This window comes from Nocardia sp. NPDC055029 (genome assembly GCF_053608525.1).
In genome coordinates this window covers 47,602-67,560 of record NZ_JBSGVQ010000036.1, presented here as the reverse complement: position 1 = coordinate 67,560, position 19,959 = coordinate 47,602, and the positions used below count along the sequence as shown (strand labels likewise).

Here is a 19,959-nt window from a genome sequence, read left to right as displayed (position 1 = left end):
CGCATCACTGTCGGCCCCCCACCACGGTCGAGGCGAAGTGAAGATCATCCAACACTATTTCCGGAACACCGAACTGTCATTTCGACCAGAACGGTTGGTACCACCTTATGGCGAGCAACGTATTTCGGCGACCCGGTGGAATCGGGGGGGTCGCGATCCCAAGAGAACTCTAACGATTGCTCAACGGAGCGTGAAGATCGGCTGCTTAGCGTCGGTTTCGCCGGTCGATCCGACCGGCCGAAATCCCCACCGGAGGAGTCGAAGACCATGACCGTCATCACCCAACGCCGCCGCGCCCGCGCCGTCGCCCTCGTCGGCGGCTTCGCGCTGCTGACCGGGACCATCGCCGGCGTCGCAGGCGCCGCGACCGCCGATCCCGCCGTGACCAGGGAGATCGGGCCCGAGCGGACGCTGATCATCTGCTCCGCGCCCGGCGCACCCGGCGTGCCCGCGCTGCCGCTGCTACCGAACGGGGTGGCGCCGGGACCACGCATCCACCTCGAGCACTTCGAGGGCGAGCCCGCCACGCCGCTGCCCGCACTGCCCGCGCGGCCGGGTGAACCGAGCGTCGAGCTGCCGGGCGACTGCGAGCGCGCCGAGCACGGCGACGCGCCGGGTGGCGTCGTGGTGATTCGTCCGCCGCACGTGCGCTGACCAGGAGAAACGATGGATCGCACTAGGGTGGACGGATGACCGGACAGCAGATCTTGGTCGTCGACGACGAGGTCAGGGTGCTGGCGTCGCTGCGGCGCGGCCTCGAACTCTCGGGCTTCGACGTCGTCACCGCCGGTGACGGCGCCCGCGCGCTCGCCCTGGTGCGCTCCGCCGCGCCCGACGCCATGGTCCTCGACGTGAACATGCCCGAGCTCGACGGCGTCGGCGTGGTCACCGCCCTGCGGGCGATGGGCAACGACATCCCCATCTGCGTGCTCAGCGCCCGGAGCGCGGTGAGCGATCGGATCGCGGCGCTCGAGCGCGGCGCCGACGACTACCTCACCAAACCGTTCGACCTGGGCGAGCTGGTCGCCCGGCTGCGCGCGCTGCTGCGCCGCAGTGCCGCAACCGCTGTGCCGCAGGGCAAGACGGTGCGGGTGGGCGAGGTGGACATCGATCTGGCAGGCCATCGGGTGCACGCCGGTGGGCGACAGGTCGAGCTCACCAAACGCGAGTTCGAGCTGCTGGCGATGCTCGCCGACAATGTGGGCATCGTGCTCGGGCGCGAGCAGATCCTGTCCGCCGTCTGGGGTTACGACTTCGCCACCGACACGAACGTCGTCGACGTGTTCGTCTCGTATCTGCGGCGCAAGCTCGAGACCGACGGCGTCGCGCGGGTCGTGCACACGGTGCGCGGCGTCGGATTCGTCCTGCGCGAGCGCCCGTGAGCACCGGGTCGTGGTCGCTGCGGATGCGGGTGGCCGTGGTGTCGGCGGTGGTGGCCGCGCTGGTCGCGATCACCCTCGGCCTCACCTACGCGGCGCTGCTGAAGGTGGCGGGCACCCGGCAGCTCGATCAGACGGTGTCGACGATGCACGTCCAGGTGGCCGAACGCCTCGACGGTGTTCCCGCCCTGCCGATTCCGGTGCCGACGGATATGCGCCCGTTCCCCGATGCCACCGCGCTGCCAGGGCCGCCGATGGCCGTGCCGACCGACCCCGCGCTGGCTCGGGTCCAGGGCGCGCCCGGCCTGCTGGTCCGGCTGAATCCCGATCGCGACCTGGTCGGCGCCGCGATCACCCGCAGCCAGCTGATCGGCCTCGGCATCGGCGTCGCCGGTGTGCTGGTTGCCGCCGGATTGGGTTGGGTGCTGGCCGGTTTCGCCGCGCGACCGTTGCGCAGGCTGGCCACCGCAACCCACGAGATCGACACCCTCGACGAACTCCCGCCACTGTCCGGCCGCGGCGCCAGGGAAGCCGAGGAACTCTCCGACGCGATCACCCGGATGCTGGCGCGGCTAGAGACCGCGCACGGCGAGACCAGACAGGCACTGGCAGGCGCCCGCGATTTCGCCGCGGTCTGCGCGCACGAACTGCGCACCCCGCTCACGGCGATGCGCACCGACCTGCAGGTCCTCGCCGGTGACGAACTCCCCGCCGATCAGCGCGGGGCCGTCCTCGCCGACGTGCTGGCCGCCGAGCGCCAGATCGAGCGCACACTCACCGATCTGGAACGTCTCGCCGTCGGCGAACTGACCGACGCGGACGCGTTCGAACCGTTCGAGCTGTGCGAAACCCTCGATCGCGCCATCCAGAACGCCCGGCGCGCGCAGCCCGGCGTCGACATCACGCTGACGGCCTGCGACCCGGTCCCGATGACCGGCCTGCCCGGCGGCATCATGCTGATCGTCACCAACGCTGTCGCCAACGCGGTCGCGCACGGCAATGCCACCGAGATCGCGGTGGCGGCAAGCACCGGCGCCGACGGGATCGAGATCACCATCGACGACAATGGCGCGGGGATCCCGGAACACCTGTCCCCCATCGCCTTCGACCGCTTCGCCAAACGACCGGGCTCACCCGGTTCGGGTCTGGGCCTGGCTCTGGTCCGGCAACAGGCCGAATTGCACGGCGGCACCGCCGAACTCGCCGAAAGCCCGCTCGGCGGGACGCGCCTGCTGGTGCGCGTCACCGCCGAGCCTGGGTGAGAGTTACTTGCCCTTGGGCTTGTCCGACGCCGCGTCCGAGGACAGCGCGGCCACGAAGGCCTCCTGCGGCACGTCGACCCGGCCGATGGTCTTCATGCGCTTCTTGCCTTCCTTCTGCTTCTCGAGCAGCTTGCGCTTACGGCTGATGTCACCGCCGTAGCACTTGGCGAGCACGTCCTTGCGGATCGCCCTGATGTTCTCGCGCGCGATGATCTTCGAGCCGATCGCGGCCTGGATGGGCACCTCGAATTGCTGACGCGGGATGAGTTCGCGCAGCTTGGTGGTCATCTTGTTGCCGTAGGCCTGCGCGGCGTCCTTGTGCACGATGGCGCTGAACGCGTCGACAGCCTCGCCCTGGAGCAGGATGTCGACCTTCACCAGCGCGGCCGACTGCTCGCCCGCCTCCTCGTAATCGAGCGAGGCGTAACCGCGCGTACGCGACTTGAGCGAGTCGAAGAAGTCGAAGATGATCTCGGCCATCGGCAGCGTGTAGCGCATTTCCACGCGCGTCTCCGACAGGTAGTCCATGCCGAGCAGCTCGCCGCGGCGGCTCTGGCACAGCTCCATGATGGTGCCGACGAACTCGCTCGGCGCGATCACGGTGCACTTGGTCACCGGTTCGTAGGTCTGGCGCACCTTGCCCTCGGGCCAGAACGACGGGTTGGTGACGATGTGCTCGGCGCCGTCTTCCATGACGACCCGGTAGATCACGTTGGGCGCGGTGGAGATCAGGTCGAGCCCGAACTCGCGCTGCAGGCGCTCGCGGGTGATCTCCATGTGCAGCAGACCGAGGAAGCCGCAGCGGAAACCGAAGCCGAGCGCCACCGAGGTCTCCGGCACGTAGGTCAGCGCCGCGTCGTTGAGCTGCAGCTTGTCCAGCGCATCGCGCAGATCCGGGTAGTCGGAGCCGTCGACCGGGTACAGGCCCGAGTAGACCATCGGGCGCGGTTCCTGGTAGCCGGCCAGTGCCGAGGTGGCGCCGTCGCGGGCGGTGGTGACGGTGTCACCGACCTTGGACTGACGTACGTCCTTCACACCGGTGATCAGGTACCCCACCTCGCCGACACCGAGGCCCTGGGTGGGCTTGGGCTCGGGCGAGACGATGCCGATCTCGAGCAGCTCGTGCTGCGCGCCGGTGGACATCATCTTGATCTTCTGGCGCGGGGTCAGCTTGCCGTCGACCACACGCACGTAGGTGACCACGCCGCGGTAGGTGTCGTAGACCGAGTCGAAGATCAGGGCGCGTGCCGGGGCGTCGGCGTCACCGACCGGCGGCGGCACCTCGGCGATCACCTTGTTCAGCAGCTCGGCCACACCGACGCCGGTCTTGCCCGACACCCGCAGCACGTCGTCGGGCTCGCAGCCGACGATGTGGGCGATCTCGGCGGCGTAGCGGTCCGGGTCGGCGGCGGGCAGGTCGATCTTGTTGAGCACCGGGATGATCGTCAGATCCTTCTCCAGCGCCAGGTACAGGTTCGCCAGCGTCTGCGCCTCGATGCCCTGGGCGGCGTCGACCAGCAGGATCGCGCCCTCACAGGCCTCGAGCGCGCGCGACACCTCGTAGGTGAAGTCGACGTGGCCCGGGGTGTCGATCATGTGCAGGACATAGTCCTCGCCGTCGACATTCCACGGCAAGCGCACGTTCTGCGCCTTGATCGTGATGCCGCGCTCGCGCTCGATGTCCATCCGGTCCAGGTACTGGGCGCGCATCGCCCGCTCCTCGACCACACCGGTGAGCTGCAGCATCCGATCGGCCAGGGTCGACTTGCCGTGGTCGATGTGCGCGATGATGCAGAAGTTCCGGATCCGGGACGGATCGGTGAACGTCGTATCGGCAAAACTGGAAGCCACTCCACTCCTCGAGGGGTATCGGCGAACTGCTTCTATCGTCCCATGGGCCGAATCGCCCCCCTGTCACCGGTGCACCGAAGCGCGAGTCACCGTTATATTTCAGGGATGGCCAGCAGTTGGAACACTCTCGGCAAGCAACTCGGCGTCATCGCCAAGGAGCAGGGACCGAAGATCGTGCGCAAGCAGGGGCCGCGGCTGCTAGAGAAGCTGGTGGCGGCACTGGCGGCCAAGCCGGAACCCGCCGTCGCGGTCCGCCCGACCGCGTCGACGCCGGTCCCCACCGCCCACCGGGCCCGGCAGATCGTCTACTGCCCGCAGCTCGACGGCCGTGCCGATCCGGGCGAGATCGTGTGGACCTGGGTGCCCTACGAGGAGGACCCGTCCAACGGCAAGGACCGGCCGGTGCTGGTCGTCGGGCGCGATCGCAAGACCCTGCTCGGGCTGATGCTGTCGTCCAAAGCCGAACGCGCGCACGACCGCAACTGGGTCGGGATCGGCTCCGGCCCGTGGGACCACGACGGACGCCCCAGTTGGGTGCGGCTGGACCGGGTGCTCGACGTGCCGGAGGACGGCATCCGGCGCGAAGGCGCCATCGTCGAGCGCAAGACCTTCGACCTGGTCGCCCACCGGCTCGTCGCCGAATACAGCTGGAGCTGAACACAACAGGAAACCCCGATCCAGCCCGTGCCGGATCGGGGTTTCGTCGTTCGGTGACCGCTAGCTCAGCACGTCCCTGGATCGTCCGAAGATCAACCCGTAGATCAGCGCACCCAGCGCGCCGCCTGCCAGCGGGAACACGACGAACACCCACACCTGGCCCATCGCCCCGTCCTGGTAGGGCGCGACCGCCAGACTGCGCACCGGGTTCACCGAGGTGTTGTCGATCGGCAGCGAGACCAGGTAGATCACCGTGAGGGTGACACCGATCGACAGCCCGGCCAGCGGGACATCGGAGATCTGGTCGGTGGAGGCCAGCACCACGAACACCAGCAGCGCGGTCAGCATCACCTCGATGATGATCGTCGCCGCGAGGCCGTAACCGTTCTGGACGACGACCTCACCGAGCGGACCGCGCACCGCCGAGGGGCTGTGCGGGCCCCAGCCGTTGGCGCCGAGCCCGTCGACCGAGCGGTCGTAGGCGGGCAAATTCTTGGCCAGGGCGAACAGTACGAGCCCGGCCAGGAAGCCGCCGATCAACTGGGCGATCACATACCCGGCGGCGCCGACGGCCGAGATCCGGCCGAGCAGCAGCTGTCCGAGCGTGACCGCCGGGTTGACGTGGCATCCCGAGATCGGCCCGATCGCGTAGACGAGGAACAGCAGCGCAAGGCCGAACGCGAAGGCGACGCCGAGCGAACCGACCCGGTCGCCTGCCAGCACCAGCGTGCCGACGCCACAGATCACCAGGATGAAGGTGCCGAGTCCTTCGGCGGCCCACTTCTTCGGCTCGGATACGACCTCGGGTTCGACGAGTTCCTGTGCAGTGGGCATCGGCCACCACCTCTCCGGGAGGAATCATCCCCGCGGCGAGCGGGGTCCGCACGAGCGAACTGGACATTACGCCAGGCGGGTGACCTCCACAACGACCTCCAGGTCGGTCGAGCCACCGCCGGAGAAAACCCCTTTCAGCGGTGGCACATCCGCGTAATCGCGCCCGACCCCGACCGAGACGTGCTGCTCGTTGACAGCCAGATTGTTGGTCGGGTCATAGCCCCACCACTGCCCGGTCCAGGCCTCCACCCAGGCATGCGACTGCCCCGCCACCGTCTCGCCGATCCCAGCGCCCGGCTTCGGATGCAGATAGCCGGAGACGTACCGGCTGGGAATTCCCATGCTGCGCAACAACACCAGCGTCAGATGCGCGTAGTCCTGGCAGACGCCACGCCGCTCGGCGAAGGCCTCCACCGCCGAGGTGTGCACCGAGGTCGTGCCCGCGATGTAGTCCATCTCCTTGTGCACCCACTCGGCGGCGCGCACCACCGCCTTGGCGGGCTCCTCCCCGCGGGCGAGCTGGCGGGCGACAGTCGCGAGCTTGCGGTCACGCGGCACATAGGCGGTGGGACCGAGCATTTCGTCGAAGCGATCGACCATCCGTCCGCCGCGCAGTTCGTCCCAGGTCAGTTCCTCGGCCGGCTCGGCGAACGGCTCGGTCTCCACCACCGACGACCCGGTCACCTCCAGTTCGGTGTGCGGCGCGTGCAGATCGAACGCGGTGACCGCGGTGCCCCAGTAGTCGGTGTAGCGATACGACCTGGTGGCGGGCACGGTTTCGACGCGATTGAGGATCACGTTCTGCCTGCTGTCCGCGCGCGGGGTCAGCCTGGCCTCGTTGAACGACCGCGTCACCGGCGCGGCGTAGACATAACCGGTGGTGTGCACCACCCTGATCCGCCAACTCACAGCTCCCCCTCCACCTGCACACGCCCGTCGGAGCTGCTGCGCACATCGGTCCACGCCACCCACGGTGCGGCATGGAAGTACTGGCGGGACACGGCCTCGCTCACCTCGCGGCACGATTTCTGCAGCGCGAGCAGCCGGTTCTGCAGGTCCTCCAGCAGCACACCGGGCGGCAGGAATTCGAGTTCGCTGCGGGCCCGGCCCAGCACTCGCTGTGCCTCGTGCCGCGCGCCGACGCGACTGCCCGGCCGCTGGTCGAGCTCGGTCAGGCAGGCCTCGGCGACGCGCAGCGTGTGGAACACCGAGCGCGGGAAAAGCCGGTCGATCAGGATGAATTCGGCGACCCTTGCCGCGTCGAGTGCACCGCGGTGGGTGCGCAGATAGGTGTCGTGGGCGCCCGCCGAGCGCAGCACCGTCACCCAGGCGGGCGAGGAGGTGCGGTCGCCTGCGCGCGAGAGCAGCAGGCGCACCATCATGTCCACCCGTTCGATGGACCGGCCGAGCAGCAGGAACCGGTAGCCGTCGTCGCGCGAGAGCGTCGAGTCGGTCAGACCGGTGAACATCGCGGCCCGGTCCTTGATGTAGGAGAAGAACTCGTGCGGGCCGAGGCCGCGCGCCGCCTTCTCCGCCGCCGCCAGCCCGTTGTAGGTGGCGTTGAGGCATTCCCACATCTCACTGGAGGTGACTTCGCGTGCGCCACGGGCGTTTTCGCGGGCCTTGCCGATCGAGTCGCTGATCGAGACGCCGTGGTCGTGGCTGAACGCGACGAGGTCGGTCACCGACCACACATCTAGGCGCAGGCCGTCGGGCGGTTCGATGCCGAGCACCTTCAGCAGCACGCGAGAGGTGCGGTCGGCGTCGACGGTGGCGTCTTCGAGCAGTTGGTGCACGGCGACGTCGAGGATGCGCGCGGTGTCGTCGGCGCGCTCGACGTATCGGCCGATCCAGAAGAGGGATTCGGCGTTACGAGCAAGCATGTGTGTTATTCCCCGATCAGCCGCTGCGTCTGTTGTTGTTGCTGCTGTTGCTGATTGGCCTGCGGCGCGCTGAGCTCGCGGCCGATCTCGAACGAATCGGCCTGCGGCGGATCACTCACCAGTTCCGGGCCCGCCAGTTCCCGGTCGACCGGGCCGGAGCGACCCGCCAGCACCCAGGTGTCCTTGCTGCCGCCGCCCTGGCTGGAGTTCACCACCAGCGAGCCCGCGGGCAGCGCGACCCGGGTGAGCCCGCCGGGCAGCACCCAGATGTCCTCGCCGTCGTTGACCGCGAACGGGCGCAGGTCCACGTGCCGGGGCGCCAGGTCGTTGCCGATCTTGGTCGGCACCGTGGACAGCTGCACCACCGGCTGGGCGATCCAGCCGCGCGGGTCGGCCTTGATCTTGCGCCTGATCGTGTCCAGCTCGCGCGGCGTCGCGTCGGGCCCGATGACGATGCCGTAGCCACCCGACCCCTCGACCGGCTTGACCACCAGCTCGCCGACCCGGTCGAGCACTTCCTCGCGTTCCTCGTCGAGCCAGCAGCGGAGGGTGTCGACATTGGGCAGGATCGGCTTCTCGCCGAGGTAGTACTCGATGATCGTCGGCACGTAGGTGTAGACGAGTTTGTCGTCGCCGACGCCGTTGCCGACCGCGCTGGAGATCACCACATTGCCCGCGCGGGCGGCATTGAGGACGCCGGCGATGCCGAGCACCGAGTCCGGCCGGAAGTGCATGGGGTCGAGGAAGGTGTCGTCGATGCGCCGGTAGATCACGTCGACCTGCCGCTCACCCGCCGTCGTCCGCATATAGACGACATTGTCGCGGCAGAACAGGTCGCGGCCCTCGACCAGTTCCACGCCCATCTGCCTGGCCAGCAGCGAATGCTCGAAGTAGGCGGAGTTGTGCACGCCGGGGGTGAGCACGACCACGGTCGGGTCGGCCTCGTTCGGCGCCGCGGAAGCCCGCAGCGCCCGGAGTAGGTGGGCGGGATAGTCGCCGACCGCCCGCACCCGGTGCGAGGAGAACAGATCGGGGAAGACCCTGGCCATCGTGCGCCGGTTCTCCATCACATAGGACACCCCCGACGGCGAGCGCAGGTTGTCCTCCAGCACGCGGAAGTCGCCGCGCTCGTCGCGCACCAGGTCGATGCCGGAGACGTGGATGCGGACCCCGTTCGGCGGGACCAGGCCCGCGGCCTCGCGATGGAAGTGCTCGCACGAGGTGACCAGCCGCTTGGGGATCACCTGATCGCGCAGGATGTTCTGCTCGCCGTAGACGTCGGCGAGGAACAACTCCAGCGCGGTCACCCGCTGCTTGATGCCGCGCTCGAGCTTGGCCCACTCCGCGGCCGCGATCACCCGCGGCACCAGGTCGAGCGGGAACGGCCGCTCCTGCCCGGACAGCGAGAAGGTGATGCCCTGATCGATGAACGCCCGGTCCAGCGCGTCGGAGCGTTTGGCCAGATCGCCGACGTCGTTGGCCGCCATCGCGGCGTGGATGCCCTTGTAGGGAGCCCGCACGCGGCCCGCCGCGTCGAACATCTCGTCGAAGGCGTCGGCGAAGCGGCCCGGCCCGTACCCCTCGAACAAACCGGTGTGTGCCGGGTGACCGTTCGTTCGCACCAACGCCGGTGATGCGGATCGAGCCGAACTCGGCGCTGTGGTGGAGGTCATGAGAAAAACTGTGCATCACCCGGGAGCGAGGCCGTGTGAGACACAGGTAAATTTCTTGCATCACCTGAAACGGGTGAAATCCGCCTAGGGCGCACGACCGCGCGGTCGATGCCCGATTTCGCCCGGCGGTGCCGAGCTGGTAACCTCGATCTTCGGCGCGGTGTTACCCGTAGTTCAGCACCATCTGCTGCATCGTGGGCGCGCGCCCGACGAGCTTTCAAGGCATACCACCCAGCGACAGGAAACCAGAGGATACAGGCGTGGCCAACATCAAGTCCCAGATGAAGCGGATCCGTACCAACGAGGCGGCGCGCAAGCGCAACCAGTCGGTCAAGTCCGCGCTGCGCACCGCGATCCGCAACTTCCGTGAAGCTGCCGCCAGCGGTGACAAGGAAAAGGCTGCCGAGCAGCTGCAGTTCGCGAGCCGCAAGCTCGACAAGGCCGCTTCCAAGGGCGTCATCCACGCCAACCAGGCGGCCAACAAGAAGTCCGCGCTCGCGCTGGCTCTGAACAAGATCTGATCGGAGCGGGCCTGGTACCCGCTCAGCAACACTTCGCAAGACGCAGCCGCCGTGGCCTCGATGACCACGGCGGCTTTTGTCGTCGGCTACCATTCCGCGCATGTTGACGGTGTACGCGAATCAGACGGTGGTACGAGGCGACGACCTGGCCGAGGTGATCCGCGCTGCGGAGATCCTGGGGATCGGTCTCAAGATCGAGAACGTGATGGTGCCCGACGAGGACGGTGGCTTCACGGCCGCGTGGATCGTCACCAGGGAGGACGAGGTCCCGCTCTACGACGAGTGGGAGGGCCGCTACGAGGACCTCGAGGACGACGAGGAGCAGCTCGCCGTCATCGGCGACTGATCGGGCTCAGTTCACACAGGGGATCTGCCCCGAGGTGATGTCGCCGCGGACCGGCTTGCCCGCGTCGGGAGTCCCCGACACCGGCGCGGTCGTGCTGGTCTGCCGGGCGCCCGTGGATGTTTCGCCCGGCCACGCGGCGGGTGGTTCCGTCCGCGCCGCCGTGCGCCGGGTCGTCGTGGCGGCGGGGACGGGCATCCCGAACGCGGCGGCGATCTCGCGGCGGATCGCCTGCCGGTCCACGATGTTCACGTCCTGGCCGTTGACGACGTCGAAGCGAAGAACCGGTAGCGTGCGGAATTCGACCTGCGGGTTCTCCGCGGTGCCGAGGGTGCGCACGAACTCGGTCATGTTCCAGCCGTCCGACAGCACGATATTGCGGTGCGCCACCTCCATCAGCTGCCCCAGTTTGCCCGGATCGGTGAGGGTGCCCGCGCGGCGCAACTGCCGGGCCACCGAGGTGAGGAACGCCTGCTGACGGTGCGTCCGGTCCAGGTCGCCGTTCTCCAGGCCGTGCCGCTGCCGCACGAAGGCCAGCGCCTGTGCCGGATCGAGATGCTGGCGGCCTGCCGGGAAGTCGGCGCCGGAGAACTCGAGGTCGCGCACCGGATGATTCAGGCACACCTCCACCCCGCCGAGCGCGGCGGCCAGATCGTAGAAGCCCGCGAGGGTGACCTCGGCGAACCGGTCGATCGGCACGCCGGTCAGCTCACGCACGGTCCTGACGATCGCGGCCCGCCCCGCCTCCCGTCCCGCCTGTTCCAGCCGCCGCTGATCGGTGACGCCGCGCGCGATCAGCTGGTCCTGCACGGCGGCCTTCTTCAACCCGTACGCCTCCTTGATCTTGGCGTGGGTATAGCCGGGGATGCCGCTGACCGGCACGTAGTTGTCGCGCGGGATGGACACCGCGACGATCTTGTTCAGCGCGGCCGGAATATGCACCAGGATCAGCGTATTGGCGTTGTACCCGCCCTCGTCCCCGTCACCGGCGTGCAGCTGGTCGAGCACCTCGCGCGGCAGCTCGTTGCCGTTCTGATCGCGCCGGGTATCCAGCCCGATCAACAGGATGTTGAGATCGCCACCGAGCGAATGGGGCGCGTCGTCTTCGATGGCCTGCGACCGCAGAAACCCCGCGTCGAAGGTGCCCGCGGTAGACCACCCGTACGCGGTGACCGCGACCACCACGGCCGACAGACCGGCCGCCATCCCCTTGACCACGCCCCTGGCCCACCAGCCCGCCGAACTGCGAGCGCGTCGACCTAGCTCGCGCTCCCCGGTCCGGCTAACCGTCGGGTCGTCCATGTCATGATCAACTGTGCCAGCTCTGATAGCGGGAAGACATCGCGATTCGATCCCGATTACATGGCGGCACGGCGTGTCGCTTCATGGTGGTGCCCCAGCTGTGCGATCAGGAGCGGCACCGACGTCCTGGGTTCAGCCTGCGGCGCGGAGGTCGAGGATGCGGGAGAGCGCGTGTTCGAGGGCGTAGGTGGCGTCGGCGGCGCCGCCCTTGACGTCGGCGTTGAGGGTGGCGACCACTTGGAGGGCGGTGCCGATGGTGGCGGGGTTCCAGCCGCGGGTCTGGGCTTGGGCCTTCTTGACTTTCCAGGGGGGCATGCCGAGCTGCTGGGCGAGTTTGAACGGGTCGCCGCGGCCGGCGGAGCCGACCCGGGCGATGGTGTGCACGGAGTCGGCGAGGGCGTCGGCCAGCAGGACGTGCGGTACGCCGCGGTCGGTGGCCCAGCGCAGGGCTTCCATCGCGGCGGGGCGATCGCCCGCGACAGCGAGTTCGGCGACGTCGAAGCCGGTGACCTCGGCACGACCGGAGTAGTAGCGGCGCACCGCGTTCACATCGACCTTGCCGCCGGTGTCGGCGACCAACTGTGAACAGGCGGCGGCGAGTTCGCGCAGTTCGGAGCCGACAGACTCGATCAGCACCTGCACCACGTCGGCGGCCACCCGAACCCCCGCAGCGCGGAATTCTCCGCGCACGAACTCCATCCGCTCGGAGGCCTTGGTGAGCTTGGCGCATTCGTGCACCACCGCACCCTGCTTCTGCAACGCGGGCGCCAGCGCCTTGGCCCGGCCACCGCCCGAGTGCAACACCATCAGCACCACCCCGGCGGGCGGGTCGGCCGCGGCGTCGGTGATCACCGCGACCGCGTCCTTGCCCGCCTCGGCCGCCGACTCGAGCACGATCACCCGGTCCTCGGCGAACAGCGACGGGCTCAGCAGCTCCGCCAGCTCGGCAGTGCTCGCGTCACCGGCGCGCAGCCGGTCGACCGGCACCGACTCCGGATCGGGCGCACCCGCCCGCACCTGCCCGGTCACCTGCGCCACGGCGCGTTCGACCAGCAGCTCCTCGTCACCGAGAACCAGATGTACCGCGGCAGGGCGTTCGCTCACGAGGCGATCCTACGTTCGGCCACCGACAGGCTGATCGCCCGCGGTCTCCGAGCCGACCGTGACCGCCGCGGGTCCGACGGCGGGAGGTCACCGTCCGTAGGTCGGCGGCGGTGCCGAGGACGATGACATCACCATGGCGGTCTGTCCGGGCGGTGGTGGCGCCGAGTGTGTCCAGAGCGGCGGTGATCGTGGGGTGTGGATGACCGAACGTGTTGTCGGTTCCGGCACTGATCAACGCCAGGCGTGGCCGGACCGCTCGGAGGAATTCCGGTGTGGTGGTGCGGGATCCGTGATGTGGCACTTTGAGGATGTCGGCGCGGATGTCATTGTCGTGCAGCACACGGGACTGTGCGGCGGCCTCGATGTCACCGGTGAACAGGATCGAACCCACTGCGGTGTGTGCCTTCAGCACGAGGGACCGATCGTTGGCTTCGTCCAATTCCAGTGAGGACGGCACCTCACGGCTCGGTGCGAGCACCGCCAGTTCCACTGCCCCAAAGGTCAGCACATGCCCCGCATGGAGTTCCATCAGCGGGATTCCGGCAAACTTCGCGATCTCGACAACCCGCTCGACACCGCCGGACCCAGTGCCATGATCAGCCGAATGCCGCTGCGCTACAGCTGATTCACTGCGGGTTCGATCGCGTGAACCCTCGGCAGTTCCGCCCGAGCACGACGCTGTCACCTCGCCGGGGTGCGCTGGATGTCCCCCGGACACTTCCGCCACATCTGCCGAGGGCGATGCAGAAGCCTCAGGCCCGGGCGCGGGATGGGGTGCTGTCGCGGGTGTCGCCGGCATGGACGCCTGGCCTGGGAGTGACTGTTCCGAGTTCCCGGAGGAGTGGCGTGGTCGGGTGGTAGGTGCCGGTGGGGTGTGGGGATGCCTGTCGTCCGGGCAGTGGTCGCTAGTGGCGCGGAGTTCGCCTGGAGCCGTCGCGATGGCGTCGACGGTGCGGCCGCGGAGTGCGCCGGCCAGGCCGTCGATGTGGTCGGCGTGCGGGTGGGTGAGTACCAGGAGCCTGATCTGGGTGATGTGTAGCCGGTCGAGGCAGCGGCGGATCGGGCGAGGGTCGGGGCCCGTGTCGATGACCACGGCCGCGCCGGGTCCGACCGAGAGCGCGAGGCCGTCCCCCTGGCCCACGTCGCACATGGCCAGTACCCAGCCGTCGGGCGGCCATCCGGGTTGCCAGAGCCGCACCGGGACGAGCACCACGGCGACGCCCAGGGCTCCGACAGTGAGGAGCCGACGGGTCTTCGACCAGCGCAAGGCCGCCACGATTGTGACGACGATCGCCGCTGCGACCAGTCCTCCGGTCAGGCCCGACGGCACCGTGACGGTGGCACCGGGTACAGCGGCCGTGTAGTCGGCGACCGAGAGCAACCACCACAGCGGTGGGCGTGCGCACCACAGCGCCCACACCGCCGCGTCGTCCCACACGCACGCGAGCACCGCGCCCACTGCCCCGATCACCGTGATGATCCCGACCACCGGCGCGACGAGTGCGTTCGCGATGATCGCCACGAGACTCACCCGTCCTGACAGCGCGACCATGAGTGGCAGCGTCACGACGAAGGCCCCGGCGGACACCGCGACGATCTCCGCGGGCGCACGCCACCATCCGCGTGCCCGCAGCCAATCCGCCCAGCTGGGGGCGAGCAGGATCAGCCCCGCGGTGGCGAGCACCGACAACGCGAATCCCGCACTCACCGCCAATTGCGGTGCCACACCGAGCAATCCGATCACGGCGGCACCGAGCGCAGGCAGTGCCTGTTTGCGCCGGCCGGTGAGCAGCGCGAGCACCGTCACCGAGCCCATTGCCGCCGCGCGCAGCACACTGGGGTCGGGACGCGCGAGGACGACGAACAGCACAACCACCCCGGCGGCTGCCGCGGCGCTGGTGCGCGGACCTGCCGTGAGCAGCCGGGTGAGTGCCAGCAACGCAGTCAGCAAGATCGTGAAATTCGCCCCGCTGACCACACAAAGGTGTTGCAGGCCTGCGATTTCGAACGCATCGCGAACATCATCGGACAGTTCGGAGGTATCGCCGACGACCAGTGCCGGTAGCAGGCCCGCCGCGGCGGGCGGTAGCGCTCTCCCTGCTGCTTCGACAAGGTCTGCCCGCACGTCCGCGGCGAGCCGCTGCCACCACGGCAGGGTGCCGACGAGCTCCGGATCGGCCACCGCGTTCAGGGTCGCCACCGTCAGATCCGCCCGATTCGGTTCACTCACCCGGGCCCGGAACCGGATCACCTGCCCAGGCGACAGGCGGGCCCATTCGTCACCACCGGCGAGGACGACCACCGCCCCACCCACCCGCATCGTCGACGCACCGCCACCGAACTCGCGCAGCCCGGCATGGACAATCCACCGCCGCTGCCCACCGAACCCGCCGGCACGCATCGGTTTCGCGTCATCGGTGACAACGGCCAGCACCGTCACCGACCGCCCGAGCGATTCCCGCAACGGGTGCGCCTGCACGTGATACTCACGCCACGCACCCGCCGCCCCGAAACCAGCCGCGAGCAGCATCGTCGCCAGCCCCGCCACCGCGACGACTCGCCACCGCTCCCGCTTGTGCGCGATCGCCCACAACAACACGACCCATAACCCGATCGCCACCACCACGGCACCGACCGCCAGGACCAGCCCCGCGAACCAGCCAAGGGACACCGCAACGATCGTCGCAACCCAACACCCGAGTGCGGCAGGCACCAGCCGCATATCGAGAACCTGCCGCTCCGGCTCGTCCACCACCTCCTCTTCGCGCGGTGCCGCCTTCATTCGCCAGCCGGATTCGCGCCCGGGCCATCGCCTCGTACCGCACTACGCCCGACGACCGACCCGACCCCGAAGCACCCGAATTCCACACTGCTGTACGAATGTCCGACACAGTCCACGAAGCAGGGCGAGAAATCACCTGGCGAAGCAACGTGGTCGGCGCTCGACGCCACGTTGTCCGCAGTTGACCCGACGCATACTGCGGCAGCCGATGTCACACGTGCGGCGGTCGATGCCACGTGGCCTGGTCTCGACGCGACGCTGCCCGGGGCCAATGCGACAGGGTCTGCGACCGATGCCACGAGGTCGGCCGTCGATGTCAGGTGGTTGGGGGTTGAGGTTGGTGCGGGGCCGACCGATGCCGGGCATTCGCCCTGCGGATCGGTATCTCTGGTGGGGTCGGTTGTTTCGCCGATGCCGACCGGATCGGGCGGCCTGGTCATGTCGTCACCAGGTCGCGCAGGCGGGCGAGGCGGGCAGGGCCGATACCGTCTACTTCGCCTAGTTGGGCGACATCGGTGAATCGGCCGTTGGTCGAGCGCCAGGCGAGGATCGCTGTGGCGGTTACCGGTCCGACGCCGGGTAGTGCGTCGAGCTCCGCTGCCGTCGCGGTGTTCAGGTTGAGGCGAGCCTTGCCGCCTATTCCGTTCGAGGCGGTGTTCGTGCCCGTGACACTCGCCGCGCTCGGTGCGGTAGCGGGGGCGGGGTCGGCGGAGCCAATCATGGTGCTGCCCAGGCGTGGTGGTCCTGATTGGGGGCCGGTCGCGCCGACCACGAGCTGATCGCCGTCGGACAGGCGTTGCGCCAGGTTCAAGCCCGCCAGGTCCGCGCCGTCTCGGGCACCGCCTGCGATCTCGATGGCGTCGGCGATGCGGGAGCCACCGGGCAGACGGTGCAGACCCGGGCGGTCGACCAAACCCACCACGCTGACAACGACTTCCGTGCTCGCGCTCGGTCCGGTTCCTGCCACCGCGGCGGCTGTGGCGGTCGGCTCGGTTCGCCCGCCGATGCTCTCCGCACGAACTACCGGCACCGGCGGTATCGCCTGCCGCGTCGGCTGATCGCGCACCACGATGATGCCGGTGAGCACGACCGCGACCAGGCCCACCAAGCCGAGTACCAGCGCACCCCGGCGGCCGGGATCGAGGCGCGCCCCGCGGAACCGTTCGGGCACAAGCCGTTGCAGGCCGCCGGGTTGCGCGCCGTCGTCGAGCCAACCCGGCGCACGCACCTCCCCGCCCGACGGCGTGAGTTCATCGTCGTCCCAACGCCCCTCGGCGCCGCCATCGGTGCGGGCCCCTGCCGGTGTGGGTCCGCGAACTGACTCGCTGCGCAAGCCGCCCTGTCCCACCTTCTCGCGTACCGCCAGCCCGCCCAGCCGTTGCCGTACCCGCTCGTGCTCGTCGTGTCGTGACATGGCAGTGACGCTACGAGGCAGCGACCTCGGCAAACCGCCGCCGACCTGGGTGGGAAACGAACCTGTGGACAACGTCGAGCCTGTGGACAACTCCCGATCCTGGCGGCCGCACGCGTGCACGGCGAGGGCTTGGTCGGCCTCGTCGTCATCATCGGAAAGGCGGCCACGTCACGACTGGGACGTGTGCTGCTCGGCTCGAGGATGGTGCCGGGTCCAGGCGGCGTAACGCTGGGCCAGGGGTGCGGCACTGAGTCCATGGGCCAGTACCGAAAGTCCGATCGTCACGACCGCGGTGGTCAAGAGAAGATCTTCGTGGGGCAGTTCCTGGTGTTCTTCGAGGATGAGGATGACGAAGACGATGGTGGCGAGCCCGCGGGGGCCGAACCAGCCGACAAAGGCAATGGTCGGGGCCCGGGCGTGGGTGCCGATCATCGATAGCGCGACCGGGACCATCCGGACAACGGTGAGGCTCAGCACCGCGTAGCCCAGTACCGCCCAGGACAGGTGGCCGAGGGCGGGACCGAGCAGCACGGCGCCGAAGACAATGAAGGTGACGGCGTTGAACAGGTCGCCGGATTCGTCGAGCAGGCCGGCGTCGTCGCTGTCGTTCGCGGTGCGGCGGCGGATCGTGCCGAACGTCAGTCCGCCGACGAACGCCGCGATAAATCCCGACCCGCCCAGTGGCACGGCGACGGTGTAACCGAGTAGGGCGGCCGCGACGGGAACGATCTGCGCCCATAGTGGGTCGATTGTGCGGTGCCGCTGCGCAGTGACCAGGATCGTGGCGGCGATCGCCCCGGCGACCAGTCCTGCCAAGACGCCGTACCCGATCTGTTCGGAGACCAGCCGTGCCGCGGCGCCGCCGCCGATCGCACCGGATTCGGCGTGTGCGATCGCCAGCACGATCAAGAACAAGGGCACGCAGATTCCGTCGTTGAGACCACTTTCGACATTCAGGCCTTGCCGCACCCGTGCCGGCAGCACCGGAAGCGTGACCACCGCCTGTCCCAACGCGGCGTCGGTAGGAGCCAGAATGACCGCGAGCAGCAGCGCCTCTGGCCAAGCGAGGTCGCCGAGCACGACCACCGCTACAGCGAAACCCGCCGCGATAGTCAATGGCAAGCCGATTCCGAGCAGCCTCACGGGAAGAGAGATCTCAGCACGCAACTCGGCCAGGTCCACCCGCGAGGCATCGGAAAACAGCACCATCGCCAACGTCACCTCGGCGAGGAGTTTGATGATCTCGGCGGTGGCTTCCACATCGATCAGCCTCAGCGACACGCCCCCGAGTAACAGGCCGGCGGCGGTGAAGATCATCGGTGCGGTGATCGGTGTACCCGAGACCCGTCCCGAGATCGACGCGAAGATCAACAACACCGTGGCGATCGTCGGTAATGCCCACGTCACGCGTGCTCCGCGGAAACGATCAGGAACAGTCCGCCCGCACCACGGCCGTGGCCGGGAAGTCCGAATGTGATCCGTGCCGGAACGGTGTCGCGATCGATGCTCATCTCTCGGTATTCCCTTCCATCCGGGTAGGCGATGTCGGACAGAATCTGGCGTGAGTACGCTCGGCCGACTGCACGGCCACGCAGTATCAGGCCGGCGTCATAGGCCAGTTCAGCAATAGCTTCCTCCGAAAGTGCCGCTCACGCTTCACACGAATCGGGTGAGGCTCCCATACTTCGCTCACTCGGTTTCCGATCACCCCATGGGCGCCCTCTGGCGCGCCGACGCCGTAGAAATACTGCCGCCGACCGACCAGACGATCCCGCCCCGACTGTCGCCCGGCGCCCACCTGCTCGCACAGCGCGGCGAACTCGACCTCGAGCTGGCGGGCAGGGCCGAAGCGACGCAGGAAACGAACCTGTGGACAACGGCGAGCCTGTGGACAACGTCCGGTCAGCGAGCGCTGAGCGCGGAATCCGCGCGGTCCGAGCGAATACGGTGCGCGCATGGCCGAAACGACGTACGGATGGTGCCATGGACCTGGCACACCGATTCCGCGACTTCGCGTATCGCGAGGTACACAGCAATTCCCCGCTCTACCTTCGGCGGGCCGTCGACATCGCCGAGGACCCCGCGGTGCTGGCGTTGATCGCCGAGCTGCCAACGGACAAGCAGCAACCCAACCTGATCCTGGCGGCCGCGCGCGTGAACGGCGCGATCGCGGTGCCCTACCGCGAGTTCCGCGGGCAGCTGATCGCGCGCTGGCCCGCGATCTCGGCGACAGCGCTGGCCAGACGCACCCAGACGAACGAAGCCGGCCGCGCGGCAACACTGCTACCGGTGCTCGCCCGGCTTCCCGGACCGCTGGCGCTGATCGAGGTCGGCGCCTCGGCGGGACTGTGCCTGTACCCGGACCGTTTCAGCTACCGCTACGACGGGACAGCACTGGATCCCGCCGATGGTCCGTCCCCAGTGGTGTTGCCGTGCACGGTAACCGGCGACGCACCGATACCGGCTCGGCTACCCGAAGTGGTACATCGAGCCGGAGTCGACCTGAACCCGCTGGACGCGAGAGACATCCGGGATCGGGAATGGCTGGAAGCACTGGTCTGGCCGGGACAGGACGAACGTCTCGCGAGGCTGCGAGCGTCCTGCGCGATCGCTGCAGCGAATCCACCGCTCCTGGTGGCGGGCGACGTGAACGAGAAGGTCGCCGAACTGGTCCACACCGCGCCGCCCGACAGCACGGTGGTCGTGTTCCACAGCGCGGTGCTCACCTATCTGCCCGCACAGGCCCGCGAGGAGTTCATCACCTCGGTGCGTGCGCTGCCCTGTCATTGGGTGTCCCAGGAGGGCACCGGTGTGATCGCGGAGTTCGCCGACCGGCTGCCCGCAACAGACTCGGGCACAGCGCGGATGGTGCTCGCGGTGGACGGCGAGCCGGTGGCCTACGCCGGGCCGCACGGCCAGTCGCTGGACTGGTTCGGCCCGGCGTAGCGCGGTCG

The 19,959-nt window shown here is 68.8% G+C and carries 17 protein-coding genes; 7 read left to right on the top strand and 10 right to left on the bottom strand.

Annotated features, from left to right (window positions below; all coding sequences use genetic code 11):
- Nucleotides 1–267: 267 nt before the first annotated feature.
- From ACWF9G_RS26450 to ACWF9G_RS26440, 3 genes are read left to right on the top strand one after another with little or no spacing between them, the layout of a single operon-like run.
- Nucleotides 268–654, top strand: a complete 387-nt coding sequence (locus ACWF9G_RS26450) for a hypothetical protein (protein ID WP_379304999.1) — start codon at nucleotides 268–270, stop codon at nucleotides 652–654.
- A gap of 35 nt (nucleotides 655–689) precedes the next feature.
- Nucleotides 690–1,382: a response regulator transcription factor gene (locus ACWF9G_RS26445; protein WP_379305001.1), complete on the top strand. Its 693-nt coding sequence runs from the start codon at nucleotides 690–692 to the stop codon at nucleotides 1,380–1,382.
- Nucleotides 1,379–2,641, top strand: a complete 1,263-nt coding sequence (locus ACWF9G_RS26440) for a HAMP domain-containing sensor histidine kinase (protein WP_452518567.1) — start codon at nucleotides 1,379–1,381, stop codon at nucleotides 2,639–2,641. The genes ACWF9G_RS26445 and ACWF9G_RS26440 overlap by 4 nt, the downstream gene beginning before the upstream one ends.
- Nucleotides 2,642–2,644: 3 nt before the next feature.
- On the opposite strand, the gene lepA is transcribed toward ACWF9G_RS26440, so the two are convergent.
- Nucleotides 2,645–4,492, bottom strand: coding sequence for a translation elongation factor 4 (lepA, locus tag ACWF9G_RS26435; RefSeq protein ID WP_452518565.1), 1,848 nt, complete (start codon nucleotides 4,490–4,492; stop codon nucleotides 2,645–2,647).
- A 105-nt stretch (nucleotides 4,493–4,597) separates the two neighbouring features.
- Between lepA and ACWF9G_RS26430 the strand changes: the two genes are divergently transcribed.
- On the top strand, nucleotides 4,598–5,149 hold the full coding sequence (locus ACWF9G_RS26430; RefSeq protein ID WP_379305007.1) for a type II toxin-antitoxin system PemK/MazF family toxin: 552 nt from the start codon (nucleotides 4,598–4,600) through the stop codon (nucleotides 5,147–5,149).
- A gap of 60 nt (nucleotides 5,150–5,209) precedes the next feature.
- Here the strand turns inward: ACWF9G_RS26430 and ACWF9G_RS26425 are convergent, their stop codons facing one another.
- From ACWF9G_RS26425 to ACWF9G_RS26410, 4 genes are all read right to left on the bottom strand, one after another.
- Nucleotides 5,210–5,983: an aquaporin gene (locus tag ACWF9G_RS26425; RefSeq protein WP_452518563.1), complete on the bottom strand. Its 774-nt coding sequence runs from the start codon at nucleotides 5,981–5,983 to the stop codon at nucleotides 5,210–5,212.
- Nucleotides 5,984–6,049: 66 nt separating this feature from the next.
- The gene (locus ACWF9G_RS26420) at nucleotides 6,050–6,892 is read right to left on the bottom strand and encodes a transglutaminase family protein (RefSeq protein ID WP_379305011.1); all 843 of its coding nucleotides are present in this window, start codon (nucleotides 6,890–6,892) and stop codon (nucleotides 6,050–6,052) included.
- Nucleotides 6,889–7,866: an alpha-E domain-containing protein gene (locus tag ACWF9G_RS26415; RefSeq protein WP_379305013.1), complete on the bottom strand. Its 978-nt coding sequence runs from the start codon at nucleotides 7,864–7,866 to the stop codon at nucleotides 6,889–6,891. Before ACWF9G_RS26415 ends, ACWF9G_RS26420 begins: the two co-directional genes overlap by 4 nt.
- Nucleotides 7,867–7,871: 5 nt before the next feature.
- Nucleotides 7,872–9,539: a circularly permuted type 2 ATP-grasp protein gene (locus tag ACWF9G_RS26410; RefSeq protein WP_452518561.1), complete on the bottom strand. Its 1,668-nt coding sequence runs from the start codon at nucleotides 9,537–9,539 to the stop codon at nucleotides 7,872–7,874.
- 260 nt (nucleotides 9,540–9,799) lie between these two features.
- Here ACWF9G_RS26410 and rpsT point away from each other — a divergent pair, with 260 nt between their 5' ends.
- Together rpsT and ACWF9G_RS26400 are read left to right on the top strand one after the other, a co-directional pair.
- Nucleotides 9,800–10,060 (top strand): 30S ribosomal protein S20, encoded by a 261-nt coding sequence (rpsT, locus tag ACWF9G_RS26405; protein WP_019045815.1) that lies wholly within the window; start codon nucleotides 9,800–9,802, stop codon nucleotides 10,058–10,060.
- Nucleotides 10,061–10,160: 100 nt separating this feature from the next.
- Nucleotides 10,161–10,406 carry a hypothetical protein gene (locus ACWF9G_RS26400; RefSeq protein WP_379305017.1) on the top strand — a complete coding sequence of 82 codons (246 nt, stop codon included), beginning with the start codon at nucleotides 10,161–10,163 and terminating at the stop codon, nucleotides 10,404–10,406.
- 6 nt (nucleotides 10,407–10,412) lie between these two features.
- Here ACWF9G_RS26400 and ACWF9G_RS26395 read toward each other — a convergent pair whose 3' ends face one another.
- The 5 genes from ACWF9G_RS26395 to ACWF9G_RS26375 all read right to left on the bottom strand — a co-directional run bounded on the left by ACWF9G_RS26395 (nucleotide 10,413) and on the right by ACWF9G_RS26375 (nucleotide 18,412).
- Nucleotides 10,413–11,705 (bottom strand): LCP family protein, encoded by a 1,293-nt coding sequence (locus ACWF9G_RS26395; protein ID WP_452518559.1) that lies wholly within the window; start codon nucleotides 11,703–11,705, stop codon nucleotides 10,413–10,415.
- A gap of 132 nt (nucleotides 11,706–11,837) precedes the next feature.
- Nucleotides 11,838–12,809 (bottom strand): DNA polymerase III subunit delta, encoded by a 972-nt coding sequence (gene holA / locus ACWF9G_RS26390; protein ID WP_379305021.1) that lies wholly within the window; start codon nucleotides 12,807–12,809, stop codon nucleotides 11,838–11,840.
- On the bottom strand, nucleotides 12,769–15,561 hold the full coding sequence (locus ACWF9G_RS26385; RefSeq protein ID WP_452518558.1) for a ComEC/Rec2 family competence protein: 2,793 nt from the start codon (nucleotides 15,559–15,561) through the stop codon (nucleotides 12,769–12,771). The genes holA and ACWF9G_RS26385 overlap by 41 nt, the downstream gene beginning before the upstream one ends.
- A gap of 466 nt (nucleotides 15,562–16,027) precedes the next feature.
- Nucleotides 16,028–17,005 (bottom strand): helix-hairpin-helix domain-containing protein, encoded by a 978-nt coding sequence (locus ACWF9G_RS26380; RefSeq protein WP_452518556.1) that lies wholly within the window; start codon nucleotides 17,003–17,005, stop codon nucleotides 16,028–16,030.
- Between the two features lie 168 nt (nucleotides 17,006–17,173).
- On the bottom strand, nucleotides 17,174–18,412 hold the full coding sequence (locus tag ACWF9G_RS26375; RefSeq protein WP_452518554.1) for a cation:proton antiporter: 1,239 nt from the start codon (nucleotides 18,410–18,412) through the stop codon (nucleotides 17,174–17,176).
- Nucleotides 18,413–18,988: 576 nt separating this feature from the next.
- Here ACWF9G_RS26375 and ACWF9G_RS26370 point away from each other — a divergent pair.
- The gene (locus ACWF9G_RS26370) at nucleotides 18,989–19,951 is read left to right on the top strand and encodes a DUF2332 domain-containing protein (RefSeq protein ID WP_452518552.1); all 963 of its coding nucleotides are present in this window, start codon (nucleotides 18,989–18,991) and stop codon (nucleotides 19,949–19,951) included.
- Nucleotides 19,952–19,959: the final 8 nt, after the last annotated feature.

Excerpts from the sequence above, each read along its gene's own strand:
- ACWF9G_RS26450 (WP_379304999.1), top strand. The coding sequence starts at position 268 with ATGACCGTCATCACCCAACGCCGCCGCGCCCGCGCCGTCGCCCTCGTC.
- ACWF9G_RS26445 (WP_379305001.1), top strand. The coding sequence starts at position 690 with ATGACCGGACAGCAGATCTTGGTCGTCGACGACGAGGTCAGGGTGCTG.
- ACWF9G_RS26430 (WP_379305007.1), top strand. The coding sequence starts at position 4,598 with ATGGCCAGCAGTTGGAACACTCTCGGCAAGCAACTCGGCGTCATCGCC.
- ACWF9G_RS26425 (WP_452518563.1), bottom strand. The coding sequence starts at position 5,983 with ATGCCCACTGCACAGGAACTCGTCGAACCCGAGGTCGTATCCGAGCCG.
- ACWF9G_RS26415 (WP_379305013.1), bottom strand. The coding sequence starts at position 7,866 with ATGCTTGCTCGTAACGCCGAATCCCTCTTCTGGATCGGCCGATACGTC.
- ACWF9G_RS26410 (WP_452518561.1), bottom strand. The coding sequence starts at position 9,539 with ATGACCTCCACCACAGCGCCGAGTTCGGCTCGATCCGCATCACCGGCG.
- ACWF9G_RS26400 (WP_379305017.1), top strand. The coding sequence starts at position 10,161 with ATGTTGACGGTGTACGCGAATCAGACGGTGGTACGAGGCGACGACCTG.
- ACWF9G_RS26395 (WP_452518559.1), bottom strand. The coding sequence starts at position 11,705 with ATGGACGACCCGACGGTTAGCCGGACCGGGGAGCGCGAGCTAGGTCGA.
- ACWF9G_RS26380 (WP_452518556.1), bottom strand. The coding sequence starts at position 17,005 with ATGTCACGACACGACGAGCACGAGCGGGTACGGCAACGGCTGGGCGGG.
- ACWF9G_RS26370 (WP_452518552.1), top strand. The coding sequence starts at position 18,989 with ATGGACCTGGCACACCGATTCCGCGACTTCGCGTATCGCGAGGTACAC.